The organism is Streptomyces sp. NPDC043812, from assembly GCF_056436245.1.
In genome coordinates this window covers 88345-106378 of the sequence record NZ_JBWKCY010000027.1, presented here as the reverse complement: position 1 = coordinate 106378, position 18034 = coordinate 88345, and the positions used below count along the sequence as shown (strand labels likewise).

The following is an 18034-nucleotide window of genomic DNA, read 5'->3' as shown; positions in this document are numbered from 1 at the left end:
TGGTACTGCAGGGGGGACCCTGTGGGAGAGTAGGACGCCGCCGAACAATCATTGTGGGAAAGCCCCGGAACACCGTTCCGGGGCTTTTCTGCGTTCCCGGCCATTTTCGCATCGCATCACGTGGCGTTGCTCAGGACGCGTTCACCAGACGGGTCTCGTACGCCAGGATCACCGCCTGGACCCGGTCCCTTGCTCCCGTCTTCGCGAGGATCCGGCTCACATGGGTCTTCACAGTCGATTCGGCGAGATGCAGCCGGCTCGCGATCTCCGTGTTCGTCCAGCCCTGGCCAATGACCGTGAGGATCTCCCGTTCCCTTTCCGTCAGCCTGGCCAGGCGTGCGTCCATCGCAGGACCGGTGGGGGCGGTGCCGGCAGGGCCGTTCTCCGGTAGGTGCTGCACGTAGGTGTCGAGGAGTCGGCGCGTGAGGCTCGGGGCCACCACGGCGTCGCCGGACGCCACGGCGCGGATGCCGGAGAGCAGCTCTTCGGGGAGCGCGTCCTTGATGAGGAATCCGCTCGCTCCGGCGCGCAGGCCGTTGTAGGCGTATTCGTCGAGGTCGAACGTCGTCACGATCAGGACGCGGGTGCGGTCACCCGCGGCGGCGATCCTTCGTGTGGCCTCGATGCCGTCGAGTCCTGGCATGCGGATGTCCATGAGCACCACGTCCGGGGCGAGTTCGGCCGTCATCCGTACGGCCTCGGAGCCGTTGCCCGCCTCGCCCACGACCGTCATGTCGTCCTGGCTCTCCAGGAGCATCCGGAAGCCGAAGCGTTGCATGGGCTGGTCGTCGGCGATGAGCACGGTCGTCACGGTGTGGCTTCCTTCGGGAGTTGCAGGTGGACGCGCCAGCCTCCGGGAGGCCGGAGCCGGGGACCGGCCTCAAGTGTGCCGCCGTACATGGCCGTTCGCTCACGCATTCCGGTGAGACCTCGGCCCGCCACGGCGGATCCGGTGCCGCCGGTGCCGTCGTCCGCCGCCTCGACCGTCACCGAGCCGTCTTCGCCGTACGTGACCACGACCGTGGCGGTGGTGCCCGCGCCTCCGTGCTTCAACGTGTTCGTCAGGGCTTCCTGCACCACTCGGTAGACGGCGAGCTGTCGGCCGGCCTCCTGGGTGCCGGGATCGCCATGCACTGTGAGCGTCACCGGCAGACCGGCCGCCCTTACCCCGTCCGCCAGTTGGGTCAGGTCGGTGAGTGCGGGCTGAGGAGTGAGTTCGGCGGGTCCCGGGGTGTCCTCGCGCAGCACGTCGAGGAGACGGCGCAGTTCGGCGAGCGCCTGGCGGCTGGTGGTACCGATCGCTTCCAGCGCTTGCGCCGCACGCTGGGGGGAGCCCGCGGCTGCATAGGCTCCGCCGTCCGCGAGGCCGGTGATGACGGACAGGTTGTGGCCGATGATGTCGTGCATCTCCCGGGCGATCCGCGTCCGTTCGGCGGCGGCGGCGAGCTGGGCCTGCTGGTCCCGCTCGACCTCGAGCTGCCGGGCGCGCTCCACGAGGGAAGCCGTGTACTCCTGCCGGGAGCGGACGGCGAGACCGAGCAGGGCGACCAAGGTGAAGCTGTAGAGCATCGGTACGAACTGCAGGTCCCAACTGCCCACCGGGTAGAGCGTCGCGCCCAGGGCGAGCGGCACGAGCACAGTGCCGAACGACCACACCAGTGTGCGCAGTGGCAGCCGCAGCGCGATGTTGAAGACGACGATCATTTGAAGGAAAGACGCCTGCAGATGGGCGCCGCTCGCCGCATTGGCCAAGGAGAACGGAAGCATCACCAGGAGCACGGCGAGCGGATGGCGGCGCCGCCACAGCAGGGGGACCGAGAAGCCGACGCTCATCATGACGACGAGCCAGACCGGCACGTCGTCGTTGAAGGCGACGTTCCGCCAGCCGCCCATCGCGTCCGTCATCGCGGCGAACACCCATACGCCGCTGAGGTGGAGGTCCCAGATCAGGGGGCGGCGGCGGTCGAAGGCGCGCATCCGCGCGGTCAGTCGTTGCAGCCGGTGTGTGAGCGGCTGGGCGCCCGTCGACCAGCCCTGCGGTGCAGGGCCGGTCTTCGGGTGGTCGTTCTGCTGGGCCATGCGCTCCCCCACATCCTCCTGGACCCGGTGGTCGACCGTCCGAGTCCCCGGTTCCAGTCCCCTTTCCGGCTCGTCCGGTATCAGACGTCCCGGCGCCTCAGCATCACACCGGCGAGGGCCAGTGTCCCCGCCGCCCAGAGCGTGAGCGCCAGAAGGGCTCCGCCGGGCGACGCCGCTCCCGGCACGGCCTCCGCGGAAGTGAGGGCCTCCAGTGCCTTGGCCGGGAAGTACTCCATGGCGTCCGCCACGAAGTCGTACGGGATCATGCTGATCACCTCGGGAAGAACCATGACTCCGCCGATGAACGCGCCGATCGCCCCCGGAACCGACCTCATCAGCGCGCCGAGCCCGAGCGCGATCAGCCCGAGCAGTGTCAGGCCGGCCGAGCTGCCCACGAGGGCGCGTACGACGCCGGGGTCGCCGAGGGACGCCTCCTGGTCGGTGCCGGCGAAGAAGAGCTGCGCGGCAGGGAAGGTGACGAAGGCCGTGACGAGGGTGACGGCGAAGGTGACGGCGCCGAACACCGCAGCCTTCGACCACAGGACCGGCAGCCGGCGTGGCACCGTGGCCATGGAGGCGCGGATCATGCCTGTCGAGTACTCGCCCGCGGTGACGAGGATGCCGAGGACGGCGAAGGCGATCTGTGCGAACTGGAGCCCGATGAGGGTCAGTACGACGGTGTCCACGTCGCCGTCGCCGCCACCCGTTTCGTAGGTGCCGCCCATGAGCAGGCCAATGCCGAGCGTCAGCGTGCTCGCGGACAGCAGCGTGATCCACGTCGAGCGCAGCGTCCACAGCTTGTGCCATTCGGAGCGCAGGACACGTGCGTTGGTCAGCCGGTAGGTGCTCATGCTGCGGCTCCTGCGAGGTCGTCGGCGGTCAGGGTGCGGTACTCCACGGACTCCCGTGTCAGGTCCATGAAGGCCTGCTCCAGTGAGGCGGAGACCGGGGTGAGTTCGTACAGGGGGATGCCGTGGGCCGCGGCAATGCGGCCGATGTGTGCGCTGTCGGTGCCGCGTACGTCGAGTTCGCCGGAGGTGCCGGAGCCGATCTCGACGCCGGGTCCGGCCAGCAGACCGGCGAGTGCCCCGGCCTGCGGGGAGACGACCTTCACCGCGCCCGACCCGAAGTCCCGTACGAACGCGTCCACGGTGGTGTCGGCGAGCAGTCGGCCGCGGCCGATGATGACGAGGTGGTCGGCGGTGAGCGCCATCTCGCTCATGAGATGGGAGGAGACGAGGACGGTGCGGCCCTCCTCGGCGAGGGACTTCAGAAGGGTGCGGATCCACAGCACCCCCTCCGGATCGAGACCGTTCACGGGCTCGTCGAGGATGAGCGTCGCCGGGTCGCCGAGCAGCGCGGCGGCGATGCCGAGGCGCTGGCCCATGCCGAGGCTGAAGCCCTTGACCCGACGTCCGGCCGCATCGGTCAGGCCGGTCAGCCCGATGACCTCGTCCACGCGGGAGCGCGGGATGCCGTGGGTGTGCGCGAGGGCGAGCAGGTGGTTGCGGGCGCTGCGCCCGGGGTGGATCGAGCGGGCCTCCAGCAGGGCACCCACCTCGGTGAGGGGCGCCGTGTGGGCGGCGTAGGCGCGGCCGCCGACGGTGGAGTGACCGCGGGTGGGCGCGTCGAGACCGAGGAGCATGCGCATCGTGGTGGACTTTCCGGCGCCGTTCGGGCCGAGGAAGCCGGTGACGGAGCCCGGCCTGACGGTGAACGACAGGTCCTGGACGACGGTCTTGCCGCCGTAGCGTTTGGTGAGTTCGACGGCTTCGATGCCGTGGGGGCTGGTCATGTCGGCGACGCTACGGAGCCGGCCGGGGCCGGGCGTCCGACCGAGGGCGGGCGACGACAGGCGGACGTAGTACCGGGGTACGACAGCGAAAACGCCGTTGCTCAGGGGTATGGGCCGGGGTCAGTATCGGGGCATGGAACACATCGTCCGTCCCGTGCGTGCCGAGGAATGGGCCAAGGCCCGTGAGCTGCGGCTCGACGCCCTGAAGGACCCCCTGGCCCCGATCGCCTTCCTCGACACGTACGAGGAGGCCGCCGCCCGCCCCGACTCCTTCTGGCAGGAGCGCACGGCCTCGGCGGCGGCCGGCCGGGACGTGGTCCAGTTCGTCGCCGAGGCGCCGGACGGGCGCTGGGACGGGACGGTGTCGGTGCTCGTGGAGCGCAAGGGCGCGGAGCCGCGGCTCGGCAAGCCAGCTCCGGTGGAACAGACGCATGTGGTGGCCGTGTTCGTACAGCCCGAGGCGCGCGGGACGGGGTTGGCGGAGGGGCTGTTCCGCGCGGCCCTGGAGTGGTCGTGGGCGCTGGAGACGCCGCGCGTCGAGAGGGTGCGGCTGATCTTTCACGCGGACAACGGGCGCGCCGAGGCGCTCTATCGCCGGGTCGGGTTCGTGCCGAGCGCCGACACGGAGCCGATGGCCGGTGACCCCATGGCGCGGGAGTACGAGGTCACGCGGGTCCTCCGGAGTTCTCCGACCGGCACGGCCTGACAGTTCAGACGGAGGGCAGCGGGTCGGGCCAGCGGGCGCGGGCCTGTTCGGCGGAGCGCAGCAGGACCAGCGCCGACAGTCCCTGTTCGTGTCCGGTGGCCAGCAGCTCCGGGAGCCGGGGGAGGGGTGCGACTGCCGCCACGTCGTCGAGGACGAGGGCGAGTGGTGGGTCGAGCCGACCGTCGGATGACCGTGCGGCCATGCGGCGGCCGTGCTCGACCACGTCGGAGGCGAGCGCTGTGAGCAGCGGCATCGCGCCGGGATGGGTGCGCGGATCCTCGATCGGTTCACCCACCACATAAAGGGTGCCCGCTTCGTTCACGAATGATTCGAGGGCGAGGGAATCGGTTCGGTTCGGCGTGCATGCCTCACGGATGTGCACCGACGACAGTGCGGCGAGCGCACGCGCAGTCAACTGCTGGGCGATGTCCCGGCGTTCGGGATACGCGGTGAGCGCGGACTCCAGCAGTCCGGCGAGCCCGGCCGCGGCCTTGGGATGGGTGCGCAGGATGCGTACGGGCTCGTGGGCGCCGGAGCCCTGCGCCCAGCGGTGCACCTGGCGGAACGGGCGGCCGTCCACGGCGGCGGCGTGCAGCCAGCAGCGCAGAAGCGTTTCCGCCGTGTCGGCCATGGCGGCATCGACGAGTGCCCGGGGGCGTACGGGGGCGAGCAGTGCGAGGGCACGGGCGGCCGCGGTCCGTTCGTCCTCGCAGCCGGTGACGGGTGACCAGTGCACCCGGGCCGGGGTGTCGCACAGGTGCCCCGGGTCGTAGACGAGGACGGGCCCGAGCTTGGTGCGGGCGTCCTTCGTCGCCGCCCAGACGGCGGGGTCGGAGGTGACGACGAGCGCGGCGCCCTCGGCGTCGAGGAGGGCCTGGACGGCGGTGGGCCGGCGGGTGGCCGGATCCCCATACAGGACACGGGGAGTGCGGGCGCGGGGCGCCGGGACGATCGGCACCGGCGCGGGAGCCTCCCCGGCGGCGGTGGGTGCCGCGGCCATGGGCTGCGCCCCCGGAGCGGCCTCCTGGAGCGGAACGGCAACGGCCGGCGGAACAGGGCCGGGGACGGCCGGCGGAACAGGGCCGGCAACGGGCGTGGCCGTGGGCACCGGCGCGGGCTGCTGGACTGGACGTTCCTGCACGGTGCCGCCGGCGGCTGCCCATTCGGACGCGGACCGCCCGCCGGCGCGCTTGTGCTCGCGTGCCGTTGCGCGAACCGCCCGCCAGCGGGCCACCGTGCCGAGTGTGAACACCGTCAGCACGACCAGCACCATCAGTTCACCTATGGCCAGGCCCCAGAACAGGCCGTACCCCGAGAGTTCGGCGGGCGGCGTGGACTGCCAGGCGGCCGGCAGGTCGTGCGGTGCCGAGGCCAGCGACCGCATGGCGAACGGGGTGTTGGTGAACGTGACCCCCGTCGGCCAGGAGCCGTGCGCGAACAGGCCCGCCAGGCCCGTCGCCGTCCACACCAGCACCGTCAGTCCGAGCAGGAACCCGAGCAGCCCGACCAACAGGCCGTCCGGGACACCGCCTTCGCGCTCCCGCTCCCCGCCGCGCCCCTGCCCCTGCCCCTGGCGCCCATAGTCCATCTCACGCCACCGTCGACTCTGAGGACTCGTCCACCTGCTGTTGCTGCTCGATCAGCGCCGCCCGCTGCTCCGCCTCCCACTCCGCGGCCTGGACGTGCTCCGGAAGCGCGGGCACCGAGGACTCCGTCATCGCCCGGTCGGTGAAGACGAGTGGTCGCTCCGCCTCGGTGATCAGGTGCTTGACGACCTGCACATTGCCGTTGACGTCCCAGACCGCGATGCCGGGCGTCAGGGTCGGGATGATCTCGACGGCCCAGCGCGGCAGTCCGAGGACACGTCCGGTCGCCCGCGCCTCGTCGGCCTTCTGGGCATAGATGGTCCGCGTGGACGCCATCTTGAGGATGGCCGCGGCCTCCCGGGCCGCGGCTCCGTCCACCACGTCGGACAGATGGTGGACGACCGCGACGAACGACAGACCGAGCCGACGGCCGAACTTGAGCAGCCGCTGGAAGAGCTGCGCGACGAACGGGCTGTTGATGATGTGCCACGCCTCCTCCACCAGGAAGATGCGCTTCTTGCGGTCGGGCCGGATCCAGGTGTGCTCCAGCCACACACCGACGATCGCCATCAGGATCGGCATCGCGATCGAGTTGCGGTCGATGTGGGACAGGTCGAACACGATCAGCGGCGCGTCCAGGTCGATGCCGACGGTCGTCGGGCCGTCGAACATGCCGCGCAGGTCGCCGTCGACGAGCCGGTCGAGGACGAGCGCGACGTCCAGACCCCAGGCGCGCACATCGTCTATGTCGACGTTCATCGCCTCGGCGGACTCGGGCTCCGGGTGACGCAGCTGCTCGACGATGTCGGTGAGGACGGGCTGGCGTTCGGTGATGGTCTCGTTGACGTATGCGTGCGCCACCTTGAGCGCGAAACCGGCGCGCTCGTCGAGGCCGTGGCCCATCGCGACCTCGATGATGGTCCGCAGCAGCGCGAGCTGGCCGGTGGTGGTGATGGCAGGGTCGAGCGGGTTGAGCCGGATGCCGCCGTCGAGCGCGGTCATCGGGTCGAGCCGGATGGGAGTTATTCCCAGCTCCCGCGCGATGAGGTTCCACTCGCCGACGCCGTCCTCGCCCTGGGCGTCGAGCACGACGACCTGACGGTCGCGGAAACGCAACTGGCGCAGGACGTACGTCTTCTCCAGCGCCGACTTGCCGTTGCCGGACTCGCCGAGCACAAGCCAGTGCGGGGCGGGGAGCTGCTGGCCGTACAGCTGGAAGGGGTCGTAGATGTAGCCCTTGCCGCTGTAGACCTCGCGGCCGATGATCACGCCCGAGTCGCCGAGGCCGGGCGCAGCGGTGGGCAGGTAGACGGCCTGTGCCTGCCCGGTCGACGTACGGACGGGCAGGCGGGTGGTCTCCACCTTCCCGAACAGGAAGGAGGTGAAGGCATCGGTGAGGACGGACAGCGGATCTCGCATCGGTCGGGGCCCCTATCGGCGGATGCCGGTCGCGAACGGGAGGGTGTTCACAAAGGCCCGGTGGTGTTCGCGGTCGCACCACTCCAGCTTCAGGTACGACTTGCCGGCCGAGGCCCTGATCGTGCGCTTGTCCCTGGCCAGGGCCTCGGGCGAACGCGACGACACAGTGATGTACCCGACGAGGTTGACCCCCGCCGCACCGCTCGCGAGATCTTCACCCCGCTGGTCGAGCCGTCCGTGCGCCGCGATGTCGCGCGGGTCGACGGTCCGGTTCATCTTGGCGGCGCGGCTGGCGTCCGCCTCGTCGTTGGTCTTCTCCGTGAGCATGCGCTCGATGGCGACCTCGGTGGGCTCCAGGTCCATGGTGACCGCGACCGTACGGATCACATCGGGGGTGTGGACGAGCAGCGGCGCAAGGAAGTTGACGCCTACCGGGGTCATCGGCCACTCCTTCACCCACGCGGTGGAGTGGCACCAGGGGGCACGGGTGGAGGACTCGCGGGTCTTTGCCTGGAGGTACGTGGGCTCGACGGCGTCCAGTTCGGCGGGCCAGGCGTTTCGCTTCGTCATCGCCTGGATGTGGTCGATGGGGTGGTCCGGGTCGTACATGGAGTGCACGAGGGACGCGAGGCGGGACTGGCCGAGCGGCTGCCGTACGCGGATGTCCGCCTCCGCGAGGCGGGCGCAGATGTCGGTGAGCTCGCGGGCCATGACGACGGCGAGCCCGGCGTCCTTGTCGAGCCGCCGCGCACCGGATGCGGCACGGGCGGCGCGGGCCATGGCATGCGCCTCGGCGGCCAGTTCGCGGGAGTAGTGCATACAGGCGACGAGGTACGCGCGGTGCTGCTCGCTCGACGTCGACACCATCGACTGGAGGTGTTCGTACGAATCCTGCAGCCAGCCGGGAGCCTTCCGGTCGCCGCGCTGGGCGACGTCCTTGGCATGCGCGTCGGGGTCGGCGGGGAGGGTACGGGCCAGCATCTGAATCCGTGTCACAAAGCCGTCGCCGTTGGCGACATGTTTGAGCAGCGTGCCGAACCGGTCGACCAGGGCCTCCTGGTCCTCGCTGTCCCGCAGCCCGACGCCCGGCCCCTCGATCTCGATGGCGGCGGTGACGGTGCGGCGGTCGGCGTGCAGCAGCACGGCGATCTCGTCGGGGCCGAAGGGGGCGGCGAGCCAGTTGATGCGCCCGATGCCGGGCGGCGGTCCGACCTCGATCTCCCGCCCGTCGAGGCGCGTACCGGCCTCGACGGCACTGGAGCGGTAGGCGGTGCCCTTGCGCAGGCTGCGCTTGTAGCTGCGGTTGATCTCGAACCAGCGGTAGAACGTGCGCTGCTTGTACGGCACGTACACGGCGGCGAGCGCGAGCAGCGGGAAGCCCATCAGCAGAACGATCCGCAGGGACAGGACGGGGACCAGCAGTCCGCTCATCATGCCGAGGAACGCGCCGGCGATGATCAGCGCGATCTCGCCGGTCTCGCGGTTCTTGCCGACGATCGCGTTCGGCCGGGCACGGCCGATGAGGTACGTGCGGCGGGGCGTGATCGGATGGGACTGGGTCGTCAACGCCGGCCACCTCCTGTGCTGTTGCGGTTGCTGTGCGGGGTGCCAGTGGTCGGGGCGCTGCTACGGGGCGAGGGCGCGGCGCCCGCGGGGGCACCGCCCTGGCCACCGCGGCTCCCGTGCGCGGCGACGCCGCCGCTGACGGGGTTGGCGGGGCGGGGACTGCCGCCGCTGTTGCCGTCGCCGGTGTTCTGGTTGCCGCGGGAGCTGTGGGTCTTGATGCCTTGGGACACGAGGGCGGCGGGGGAGCTGATGACGGCGGCGGCTTTGCCCTCGGCGCTGTTCTGGATGCGGTTGTTGCGGGAGTTGGCGATCTCGTCCCCGAAGCCGGGGACGAAGCGGTAGATCATCCCGGAGGCGAAGATCGCGAGCAGGATGATGGAGAGCCCGGAGACGACGGCGGAGAAGGAGTCGGGCCCTTCACCGGCGGAGAGCGCCCCGGCGAGCCCGAGCACGATCACGATGATCGGCTTGACCAGGATGATCGCGATCATGATCCCGGCCCAGCGGCGGACGTGCCCCCACATGTTCTTGTCGACGAGCCCGGCGTACACGATGACGCCGAGCAGCGCGCCGACGTAGAGGAGCACGGCGCGGATGAACAGCTCCAGGAACAGGATGCCCGCGGCGAGGACGGTCACGAGCGACACGATGATCAGCATGATCGGCCCGCCGCCGATCTCGTCGCCCTTCTGCAGGGCCTCCTTGAAGGACCCGAAGAACATGTCCGTCTGTTTGCTGGTGCCGGAGGCGATGACCTCGGTGATCGCGTCGGTGGCGGACACGATGGTGTAGAGGATCAGCGGCGTGAACGCCGATGCGAGGACCGTCAGCCAGAGGAACCCGATCGCCTCGGAGATCGCCGTCATGAGCGGCACGCCACGGATGGCGCGCTTGGCGACGGCGAGCAGCCACAGGACGAGCGTGAGGATGGTGGCGGCGGCGAAGACGATCGCGTAGCGGGCGAGGAACGCGCCGTTGGTGAAGTCCACCTCGGCGGTGGAGTTCACGGCCTCGGACAGCTTGTCGATGATCGACACGGCGGCGTCGGCGCAGCCACGGGCGAGGGAGGAGAGGGGGTCGAGGGCGGAGGTGGGGTCGTCGAGGGAGGGGCGGGTGGCGCCGCCGGGGGCGCTGTCGCCGTCTTCGCAGTAGTCGCGGGCGGGGCCGCGGATGAGGTCGCAAGGATCGTTGCTCGGACCGGGGGTGGGCGTCGGTGCGGCAACTGCGCGAGTGGCGAACAGTACAAGAGCGGCCTGTACGCCTGCCGCTGCTGCGGCGACCGACAGGACGCGGCGGCTACCGGGCATACGTGAACCCTCCGAACTGTTCCACGGCGTCGGACATTTCCTTGGCATTGGAAGCCGCCTGATCGCGACCGACCGGGACGGGGCCTTCCTTCTGGGCGAAGTCGGTGACCTTCCAGTCGCCGTCGACCCACTTCAGTTCGAACGTGTTCGTGTACCAGCTCTCCGTCACGGGGTTCTGGGAGCCTTCACCGGCCAGCCCGAAGAGCGCGGAGTACCAGACGCTCACACTGGCCGTTTTACCTGCGAGGCTCTCGACCTTCGAACCGACCGGGTTGAAGCGGCTGATGAAGGTCATCCCGTCGGGTGCTGTGCCATCGGCCTTCAGCCCGATGCCGGTGAGGAACTTCTCGCTGGAATACACACTGTCAAGGTCGCCTCTGCGATCGGCTGCGACATCGGGTGCGTACACGACATCGACGATCGCGTCCCGGCGTGCCTTGTCGTACATGTCTACGGACCCGAGTGCCACCGCGTAATTCGCCGCCGCGCTCTGCGCTCCCTGCTTGTCCTGCGCGTACCCGGTCGGGATGGCGTCGGTCTTGCCCTTCACCGGCCTCACCCCCGTCGCAGCCGTCTCCGTGACCTCCGGGGACTTGGCGCCCTCCGCGGCGCTTTCGTCGTCGCCGCCGCCCTGGTTGGCGAACGCGATCGCCGCGATCAGCAGCACCACCACACCCACCACGGTGATGAGCGAGCGTGAGCTGCGTGCCGAGCGGCGGGCGCCGCCGTACACGTCCGTGTCGGGAACGCCCGGGAGCCGGGTACGGGTCTGGCCCGACCCTCCGAAGCCCTCGTTGTCGCCGTGCTCGTCGCCGAGGCTCATGTCGAGCAGGCCCCCTCAACCGGTAGTGGACGTGCAGCTTGCCGCGCGAGCGCGATGTGATGACGTGGCATCAGGGGAAGCGGGGACATCGGGGAGACACAACCTCGGACGGTGGGCCGGGCGAGACGGGGAGGACTGACGGGGCGGCAGCTAGACGGCCATCCCGTACACGATGGTGAACAAGGTCCCCAGCGAGCCGATGATGAAGACGCCGGTGAGGCCGGCGACGATGAGGCCCTTGCCCTGCTCCGCGCTGAATGTGTCGCGCAGGGCCGTGGCTCCGATGCGTTGCTTCGCCGCGCCCCAGATCGCGATGCCGAGGCAGAGGAGGATGGCAATGGCCATCACCACCTCGACCATCACCCGAGCCTCGTTGCCCAGGCTTCCGAACGGTCCCCAGTTCGGGGCGATACCGCCGATGATGGTGGTGATGTCGCCCTTCTCGGCTGCCAGGATCATGTAACTCACCGCCCCTGTTGGGTTGTTCGCCGCCCACGCCCCTCGGCACAGGCTTTGGGTCTATCTTCGCTGATGAAACCGCCCGCGTAAGCCGACTTCGAGGGTCTCTTTACCCGATCTCCGCACGTATGACCGAACCGGCGCCCTGACCTGCGGAGGCGTGGCGCGGTTCGACTTGCGTACATATTTCGTCACTCTGTGTATCACGGAGCGTGACTCCGGGCAATGACTGTCGTTGTGCAACCTTTGGGGCGATTTGCCCTGGACTTCGAGCTGCGGTGAGCCCCGGGCTGGACCGTTCGGGGGACGCGAGCCGCAGCCCGTGAACCGAACGTCCGGTCTCACCGGACGATCGGTTCACGTTGTCGGATTGGGGCAGGCCCGGCGTTCGCGGGGCCCTTGCCCTCAACGTGCCTGGGTGAAGTGGTCGAACTCGCCTGCGCGGACGCCGAGCACGAACGCGTCCCACTTGTCGCGCGTGGTCGTGACGGTGGTGCCGTCAGTGCGGGGTTCGCGCAGGCGGACGAGGCTCCCGGGGGTGTGGGTGACCACGATCGTCGGGCTGGGGCTGCCCGTCTTGACCGCGTGGGTGAAGGCGCCGAAGGCGGCGGGGGTGGTGTGGAGTATGACCCCGTCGGGGTCGCTGCTTTCGGTGAGTCTGACGCCGGAGGCGTCTGCAGCAACGTTCAGGCAGGCGTCGCCTTCGCCGCAGTACGAAGATCTCTGCCAGTCGGATGCGGGCATCGGCTGTCCCTTCACAGTTGGTGGGCGACGTCGTAGATGAAGTCCTTGGACGCATCAGGGGTGAGAGCTACGGCCTCCATGCGGTCGAGCAGCGTGCGGTAGCGCGCGAGTTGTGCCTCCGCGTCGAGCAGCACGGGACCGTGGGACTGGTCGAGGTGGACGGTGTCGAGCTGGGGGACCGGGCCCAGGCCGTAAGCCAGCGACTGGCCCGAGCCCGGAAACGCGCCGATGGCGAAGGGGATCACGCGCAGGGTGATGTGGGGCAGGTCGCTCATCTGCAGCAAGTGCTCCAGTTGTTGGCGAGCTGTCTTCGGGCCGCCGAACTGCATGCGCAACGCCGCCTCGTGCACGACCGCCACGTAAGGGATGGGGGCGGCTCGGTAGATCACGTCCTGGCGCTTGATGCGGTGCGAGACGCGATGCTCGATCTCCGGGGGCGACAGCTCCGGAACCACCTGGCGGAAGACCTCCCGTGCGTGCTCGGCGATCTGGAGCAGGCCAGGGATATGGGCGGTGTACGCGGTGCGGAGGCCTGTTGCGTGGTGCTCGAACTCGGCGAGGTCGAGCAGGCCGGTGGGGAGGATGTCCCGGTACTGCTCCCACCAGCCGCGAGTCCTGTCGGCGGCCATGGTTGCCAAGGCGTCGATGAAGAGGGGGTCGGGGCAGGAGTATGCGCGGGCCATGGCCCGGACCCGGTCGGCGCTGACTCCGAATCGCGCTGTTTCGACATTGCTCAGCTGGCCGGAGCTGGTGCCCAGTTCCCTGGCGGCCTCGGTCGCGGTCATTCCAGCGCGCTCGCGCAGTCGGCGAAGCTCGGCCGCAAGGCGGATACGTCGGGCTGTGGGTGCAGGTCTCGCGGACACGCAGCTCCTTCGCTCTCAGGTTCACGGGGTCACCCACACGGAGGGATCTAGGCATGGATTCTCTCGAATCGTCGCAAAGTTTCTTTGCGTCCCTCTAGTTTGTGCCTCAGGCCACCCGCCCGGAAGTACCCCGCTCGACGGAGCGACCTGGTCACCGGGCCGAAACAAGCGCAGTGCCCCAATCGCCTCTCCGGCAAGGAGACTTCCATGCCCACCGTATCCCCGCCCTGGACCTACGCCCTCCAACTCCCGCCCGATCCACGCTCTCCCGGCATTGCACGGCACACCCTCCGCGCGGTCCTGTCCGCACACCGGCTCGGTGGGCTGATCGACACCGCCGAGCTGGTCGCGAGCGAGCTCGTCACCAACGCCCTGCGGCACACGGACGGGCCGTACGGGCTCAGGCTTCGTGCCGGTGAGCAGGGGCGGTTGAGGCTCGGGGTGTGGGACACCAGTTCCGACATTCCGCCGCCGTTCGCGGGGCTGCCGCGCCGGCCCGCACCCGATGCGGAGGGTGGCCGTGGGCTCTGTCTCGTCGCGCAGTGCGCCGACGCGTGGGGAGCGACCGCGCTCCAGCAGGGCGGGAAGCTCCTGTGGGTCGAGCTCACCCGGAAGCCGGGAGGCGGGGCATGAGCGGGAACGGCGTACTCGCCCGTCTGTTCCCGCGCAGTCCGCGCGCAGTCGCTCGGATGCTCGCGCGGGCGACGGACTTACGGGTGGAGATCATCGGCGGCAGTCTCGTACTGTCCCGCACCGACTGCCCGGTGCGTGCCGACACGGTCGTCCGGCTCGCGACCGCGATCCGGCCGCACCTGGCCGAGAAGGAGTGGGCCCTCGTACGGGCCGTGCCGGTCGACATGCCGCAGGACCCGGACGACTTCGCGACGCCCGACCTCCTCGTCTGCGCCGCAGTGTCCGTGCCGTTCGGCGGCCGGATGATCGGTCCTCAGGACGTGGACCTGGCCGTCGAGATCGTCCCCCGGTCCGAGAAGGCCAGGGGTCTCGGCCGGAAGGCCGACTGGTACGCCGTCGCCGGCGTGCGCGTCCTTCTCGAACTGGATCCGCGCCTCGGGTCGTGGACGCTGCATCAGCAGCCTCGTGGTGTGTGCTACCGGAAGATCCTGTCCGGCGCGTACGGCGAGGAGGTCCCGCTTCCCGGCCCCCGCCCGCGCTCTCTCGCCACTGCAGGACTGCCCCGGTACGGCCCGTGACGTCAGCGCGGGCCGATGAACAGGCTCTGCGCGCTGCGTCCGATCGGGCCCTTCTCGTCGTGGAGCTGGGCGTCGGCGAGGCCGATGCCGGCCGCGTCCACGCTCGTTCGGGCCTCCACGCAGACCCATTCGCCCACCGGGTGGCGGTGCAGATGCACCGTCAGGTCCGGGTTGATGAAGACGGTTCGGCTGAAGTCGAGCACATTGCTGATGCCGTTGCCGGAGTCCGCGGCGACGAGGATGCGGTCCAGGGGGCGGGGGTCGTCGCCCGCGACCAGGGGGAGGCGCATCCGCATCCAGCAGGTCCCCGGGCCCAGTTCGCGGAACGCGCCTTCGGTGAAGCGGGTTTCCATCGACGTGTGGTAGCCGACGTCCCACGGGACGCCGAAGAACGGGGTGACCGAGGTCTCCGACGGGGGCGGCATCAGCGGACCTTGGGCCACGGCCGGGCCGGGGTCCTCCGTGGTCCTGATGCGCAGCGCCCTGGCCAGCATCACCGGTGCGCCGCCTTCCGGAGCGAGCGTGGCCTCCACGACCTCGACGCTGCGGCCGGAGCGCACCACGGACGTGGTCACTTCCAGGGGGCTGATGGGGACCGGGCGCAGGATCTCGTACGTGACCCGGGCGAGCCGCATGTCCGTGCGCGCACCGGGGCGTTCCTCAAGCGCCCTGCCCAGCAGGGCGGCGGGCGGGCCGGCGTGCTGGGATGCGGCGTCCCAGGGGCCGCGGGTGTGTTCGGTGGGGGCGTAGCGGTTCTCGGTGAGTCGCTCGAAGAACGCCTCGGGTGCCGTCATGGCGGACCGCCTTTCCCGAACGGAACCGATGGGTGTAGGACGCACGCTACCTGCCGGTAACCACACGATCCAGAGACGGTCCGGGACGGGGTGGGCAGGCCGGATACGCAAAAGGGGCTCGCGGACCGTTACGGACCGCAAGCCCCGGGGCGTACCTGCACGGCGTCAGCCGGCGGCCACCATGTAGCCGAGCAGGGCGACGGCGATGCCCAGCAGGGCGATGAACGTCACCGTGGCGGCGGTTCCGCCCGCGTCGCCGCGGCGGCCCCTCGTCGGGTCCCCGTTCTGCGTGCCCTCCGTGCCTTCCGGCGCGTCGATCACGATCGCAGAGTGCTTCACTTGTGCTCCTGTGGTGCTGTGTTGCTTGCCCCACCGTGGTCACCGGAGGGGGTCGGACCGCAGCCTTCCCGGCTGTGTGACACAGAGTAGCGGAACTGGTCCAGACCACTCGCGCGGGAGTCGTCCCGCGCGACCGGCGTCGGCGACGCTGCCGCTGCCCGTACCGGACCGTATCCCCGGCATCGGAAGCGAACGAAATTTCACGCCAACCCTGCTGCTACGGAGCGCAGTTGACTAAGGTGCCAGCCGTGACCGACGACGCGCACATCCAGACACGTATCGACACCTCGCGCCCTCACACCGCCCGGATCTGGAACTACTGGACAGGCGGGAAGGACAACTACCCCGTCGACCGCGCTGCCGGCGACGAGATCCGCGCGCTCCATCCCGGTATCGGCGACTACGCGCTCGCCGACCGGCGCTTCCTCGGCCGTGCGGTGCGCCACCTCGCCGCCGAGGCCGGAATCCGACAGTTCCTCGACATCGGCACCGGGCTGCCGAGCGCCGACAACACGCACCAGGTGGCGCAGCGCATCACGCCCGACGCCCGGATCGTGTACGTGGACAACGATCCGCTCGTCCTCGTGCACGCCCGTGCCCTGCTCACCGGCACGCCCGAGGGGCGCACCGACTACCTCGACGCGGACCTGCGGGACGTCGACACGATCCTGGACCAGGCGGCGAAGACGCTCGACCTGACGGAACCCGTCGCGCTGATGCTGCTGGGCGTCGTCATCTTCCTCGAGGACGACGAGGAGTCGTACGCGGTGGTGCGCAGGCTCATGGACGCCCTGCCCTCCGGCAGCCATCTCGTGCTGTCCCACACGATCACCAGCCCCGAGATGCCGGACGTGGACGCGGCGGTCGCGTTCTGGAACGAGAACGGCACCCCGCGCCTGACCCAGCGCACCCCGGCGCAGGTGGAGCGCTACTTCGACGGTCTGGAGCTGCTGGAGCCCGGTGTGCTCTCGTGCAATCGCTGGCGCCCGGACGCGGAGGACCTCGAGGCTCCGGCCGAGGTGGCGATGTACGGCGGGGTGGGGCGCAAGGCGTAGGGCGGGGGGTCGGGCGCGCGCCGGAGCCAGGAGCGGGCGTCGGTCGGCGCGCCGGGCTGCCGGAACGAGCGCCCCTGACGGAGCCGTTCCGCACCTACACTGACTCCCGGGCGGACTACCGTGCGGTGGAAGGTGATTGACGGTGCGTAAGGCGTGGCTGGTCGCGGGGGCGTCGGTCGGGCTGTCCCTGAGCTTCGTCGCACTGCTCGTCGTCGGCACCTTTTCCGCCGCCGCTGGGCTGCTCGGCGGTGATGCCAAGAACGGGGCCGTGGGTCTCGCCAAGGGCGCCGTGCCCGCGCGGTACCAGCCGCTGGTGCAGAAGTGGGGGAACCTCTGCCCCGCCATCAATCCCGCGCTGCTCGCCGCGCAGTTGTACCAGGAGAGCGGCTGGAACCCGACGGCGAAGAGCCCGGCCGCCGCGCAGGGCATCGCCCAGTTCATCCCCGGCACCTGGGCGACGCACGGGATCGACGGGGACAAGGACGGGGACCGCGACGTGTGGGACCCCGCCGATGCCATTCCGTCCGCAGCCTCGTACGACTGCGAACTGGCCGGATACGTACGCAAGGCGCCCGGCGATCCGACCGACAACATGCTTGCCGCGTACAACGCGGGCGCGTACGCCGTCATCAAGTACGGCGGTGTCCCGCCCTACCGTGAGACGCAGAACTACGTGAAGGTCATCCGGAGCCTGGAGCAGAGCTTCGCGAAGCCCGTCGGACGGGTCGAGCCGTCGCGGCAGGCGGCCGGGGCCATCTACTTCGCGCAGAAGAAGCTCGGCACGAAGTACCTGTGGGGCGGCAACGGTACGGCGGAGCAGGGCGGGCGGTTCGACTGTTCCGGTCTGACCCAGGCCGCGTACCGGACCGTGGGGATCGAGCTGCCGCGGGTGGCCAACGACCAGTACAACGCCGGACCGCACCCCTCGCGCGACGAGCTGCTCCCGGGCGACCTGGTCTTCTTCTCGGACGACCTGACCAATTCACGCGCCATCAGACACGTGGGGCTCTACGTCGGCGGCGGGTACATGATCAATGCGCCGTTCACCGGTGCGGTCATCCGCTTCGACAAGATCGACACCCCGGACTACTTCGGTGCCACCCGCGTCACGAAGGACGGTGCCGCCGCCCTGCCGACCGACCTGCCGCAGGCGTGATGCAGCGCCGAGTGGCTGGAATGCGACTACCGTCGCAGGGCTCTGAGCTGCGACGACGTGTCACTCTTCGATAACGTCATGGTGATCGTTCGGTGGAGAGTGGAACGACCGCAGGGATCACGTCGTTCCCTG

The 18034-nt window shown here is 70.0% G+C and carries 19 protein-coding genes; 5 read left to right on the top strand and 14 right to left on the bottom strand.

All coding sequences use genetic code 11. The annotated features are described in order from the left end of the window. Window positions 1–130 precede the first annotated feature (130 nt). From AC067Z_RS31435 to AC067Z_RS31420, 4 genes are all read right to left on the bottom strand, one after another. Window positions 131–811, bottom strand: coding sequence for a response regulator (locus AC067Z_RS31435; RefSeq protein WP_478793049.1), 681 nt, complete (start codon window positions 809–811; stop codon window positions 131–133). Next, window positions 808–2079 carry a sensor histidine kinase gene (locus tag AC067Z_RS31430; RefSeq protein WP_478793048.1) on the bottom strand — a complete coding sequence of 424 codons (1272 nt, stop codon included), beginning with the start codon at window positions 2077–2079 and terminating at the stop codon, window positions 808–810. Before AC067Z_RS31430 ends, AC067Z_RS31435 begins: the two co-directional genes overlap by 4 nt. Window positions 2080–2159: 80 nt before the next feature. Further along, the gene (locus tag AC067Z_RS31425) at window positions 2160–2930 is read right to left on the bottom strand and encodes an ABC transporter permease (RefSeq protein ID WP_478793047.1); all 771 of its coding nucleotides are present in this window, start codon (window positions 2928–2930) and stop codon (window positions 2160–2162) included. Continuing rightward, window positions 2927–3874 carry an ATP-binding cassette domain-containing protein gene (locus AC067Z_RS31420; protein ID WP_478793046.1) on the bottom strand — a complete coding sequence of 316 codons (948 nt, stop codon included), beginning with the start codon at window positions 3872–3874 and terminating at the stop codon, window positions 2927–2929. The genes AC067Z_RS31425 and AC067Z_RS31420 overlap by 4 nt, the downstream gene beginning before the upstream one ends. A gap of 133 nt (window positions 3875–4007) precedes the next feature. Here AC067Z_RS31420 and AC067Z_RS31415 point away from each other — a divergent pair, with 133 nt between their 5' ends. Next, on the top strand, window positions 4008–4580 hold the full coding sequence (locus AC067Z_RS31415) for a GNAT family N-acetyltransferase (RefSeq protein ID WP_478793045.1): 573 nt from the start codon (window positions 4008–4010) through the stop codon (window positions 4578–4580). 4 nt (window positions 4581–4584) lie between these two features. Here the strand turns inward: AC067Z_RS31415 and AC067Z_RS31410 are convergent, their stop codons facing one another. From AC067Z_RS31410 to AC067Z_RS31375, 8 genes are all read right to left on the bottom strand, one after another. Continuing rightward, window positions 4585–6168: a type IV secretory system conjugative DNA transfer family protein gene (locus AC067Z_RS31410; protein ID WP_478793044.1), complete on the bottom strand. Its 1584-nt coding sequence runs from the start codon at window positions 6166–6168 to the stop codon at window positions 4585–4587. A gap of 1 nt (window position 6169) precedes the next feature. Further along, a complete protein-coding gene (locus AC067Z_RS31405) occupies window positions 6170–7585 on the bottom strand; it encodes an ATP-binding protein (RefSeq protein ID WP_478793043.1) in 1416 nt (471 codons plus the stop codon). Between the two features lie 12 nt (window positions 7586–7597). Then, window positions 7598–9151, bottom strand: coding sequence for an SCO6880 family protein (locus AC067Z_RS31400; protein ID WP_478793042.1), 1554 nt, complete (start codon window positions 9149–9151; stop codon window positions 7598–7600). Then, window positions 9148–10458, bottom strand: a complete 1311-nt coding sequence (locus AC067Z_RS31395) for a hypothetical protein (RefSeq protein WP_478793041.1) — start codon at window positions 10456–10458, stop codon at window positions 9148–9150. Before AC067Z_RS31395 ends, AC067Z_RS31400 begins: the two co-directional genes overlap by 4 nt. Beyond that, on the bottom strand, window positions 10448–11281 hold the full coding sequence (locus AC067Z_RS31390; protein ID WP_478793040.1) for a hypothetical protein: 834 nt from the start codon (window positions 11279–11281) through the stop codon (window positions 10448–10450). Before AC067Z_RS31390 ends, AC067Z_RS31395 begins: the two co-directional genes overlap by 11 nt. 150 nt (window positions 11282–11431) lie before the next feature. Beyond that, window positions 11432–11740 (bottom strand): hypothetical protein, encoded by a 309-nt coding sequence (locus AC067Z_RS31385; RefSeq protein WP_215095148.1) that lies wholly within the window; start codon window positions 11738–11740, stop codon window positions 11432–11434. A gap of 405 nt (window positions 11741–12145) precedes the next feature. Next, window positions 12146–12484 carry a DUF397 domain-containing protein gene (locus tag AC067Z_RS31380; protein WP_478793039.1) on the bottom strand — a complete coding sequence of 113 codons (339 nt, stop codon included), beginning with the start codon at window positions 12482–12484 and terminating at the stop codon, window positions 12146–12148. Window positions 12485–12495: 11 nt separating this feature from the next. After that, window positions 12496–13347 (bottom strand): helix-turn-helix domain-containing protein, encoded by an 852-nt coding sequence (locus AC067Z_RS31375; RefSeq protein ID WP_478793038.1) that lies wholly within the window; start codon window positions 13345–13347, stop codon window positions 12496–12498. Between the two features lie 207 nt (window positions 13348–13554). Between AC067Z_RS31375 and AC067Z_RS31370 the strand changes: the two genes are divergently transcribed. Both AC067Z_RS31370 and AC067Z_RS31365 read left to right on the top strand, forming a co-directional pair. Continuing rightward, a complete protein-coding gene (locus tag AC067Z_RS31370; RefSeq protein WP_478793037.1) occupies window positions 13555–13980 on the top strand; it encodes an ATP-binding protein in 426 nt (141 codons plus the stop codon). Then, window positions 13977–14558 (top strand): Uma2 family endonuclease, encoded by a 582-nt coding sequence (locus AC067Z_RS31365; protein WP_478793036.1) that lies wholly within the window; start codon window positions 13977–13979, stop codon window positions 14556–14558. The genes AC067Z_RS31370 and AC067Z_RS31365 overlap by 4 nt, the downstream gene beginning before the upstream one ends. 2 nt (window positions 14559–14560) lie before the next feature. Here AC067Z_RS31365 and AC067Z_RS31360 read toward each other — a convergent pair whose 3' ends face one another. Together AC067Z_RS31360 and AC067Z_RS31355 are read right to left on the bottom strand one after the other, a co-directional pair. After that, entirely contained in the window at window positions 14561–15352 is a 792-nt protein-coding gene (locus AC067Z_RS31360; protein WP_478793035.1) for a thioesterase family protein, read from the bottom strand. Window positions 15353–15517: 165 nt separating this feature from the next. Beyond that, window positions 15518–15691, bottom strand: coding sequence for a hypothetical protein (locus AC067Z_RS31355; protein WP_478793034.1), 174 nt, complete (start codon window positions 15689–15691; stop codon window positions 15518–15520). Window positions 15692–15939: 248 nt separating this feature from the next. Here AC067Z_RS31355 and AC067Z_RS31350 point away from each other — a divergent pair, with 248 nt between their 5' ends. Both AC067Z_RS31350 and AC067Z_RS31345 read left to right on the top strand, forming a co-directional pair. Beyond that, the gene (locus AC067Z_RS31350; protein ID WP_478793033.1) at window positions 15940–16746 is read left to right on the top strand and encodes an SAM-dependent methyltransferase; all 807 of its coding nucleotides are present in this window, start codon (window positions 15940–15942) and stop codon (window positions 16744–16746) included. A gap of 142 nt (window positions 16747–16888) precedes the next feature. Further along, the gene (locus AC067Z_RS31345; protein ID WP_478793032.1) at window positions 16889–17902 is read left to right on the top strand and encodes a bifunctional lytic transglycosylase/C40 family peptidase; all 1014 of its coding nucleotides are present in this window, start codon (window positions 16889–16891) and stop codon (window positions 17900–17902) included. The last annotated feature ends 132 nt before the right edge of the window (window positions 17903–18034 follow it).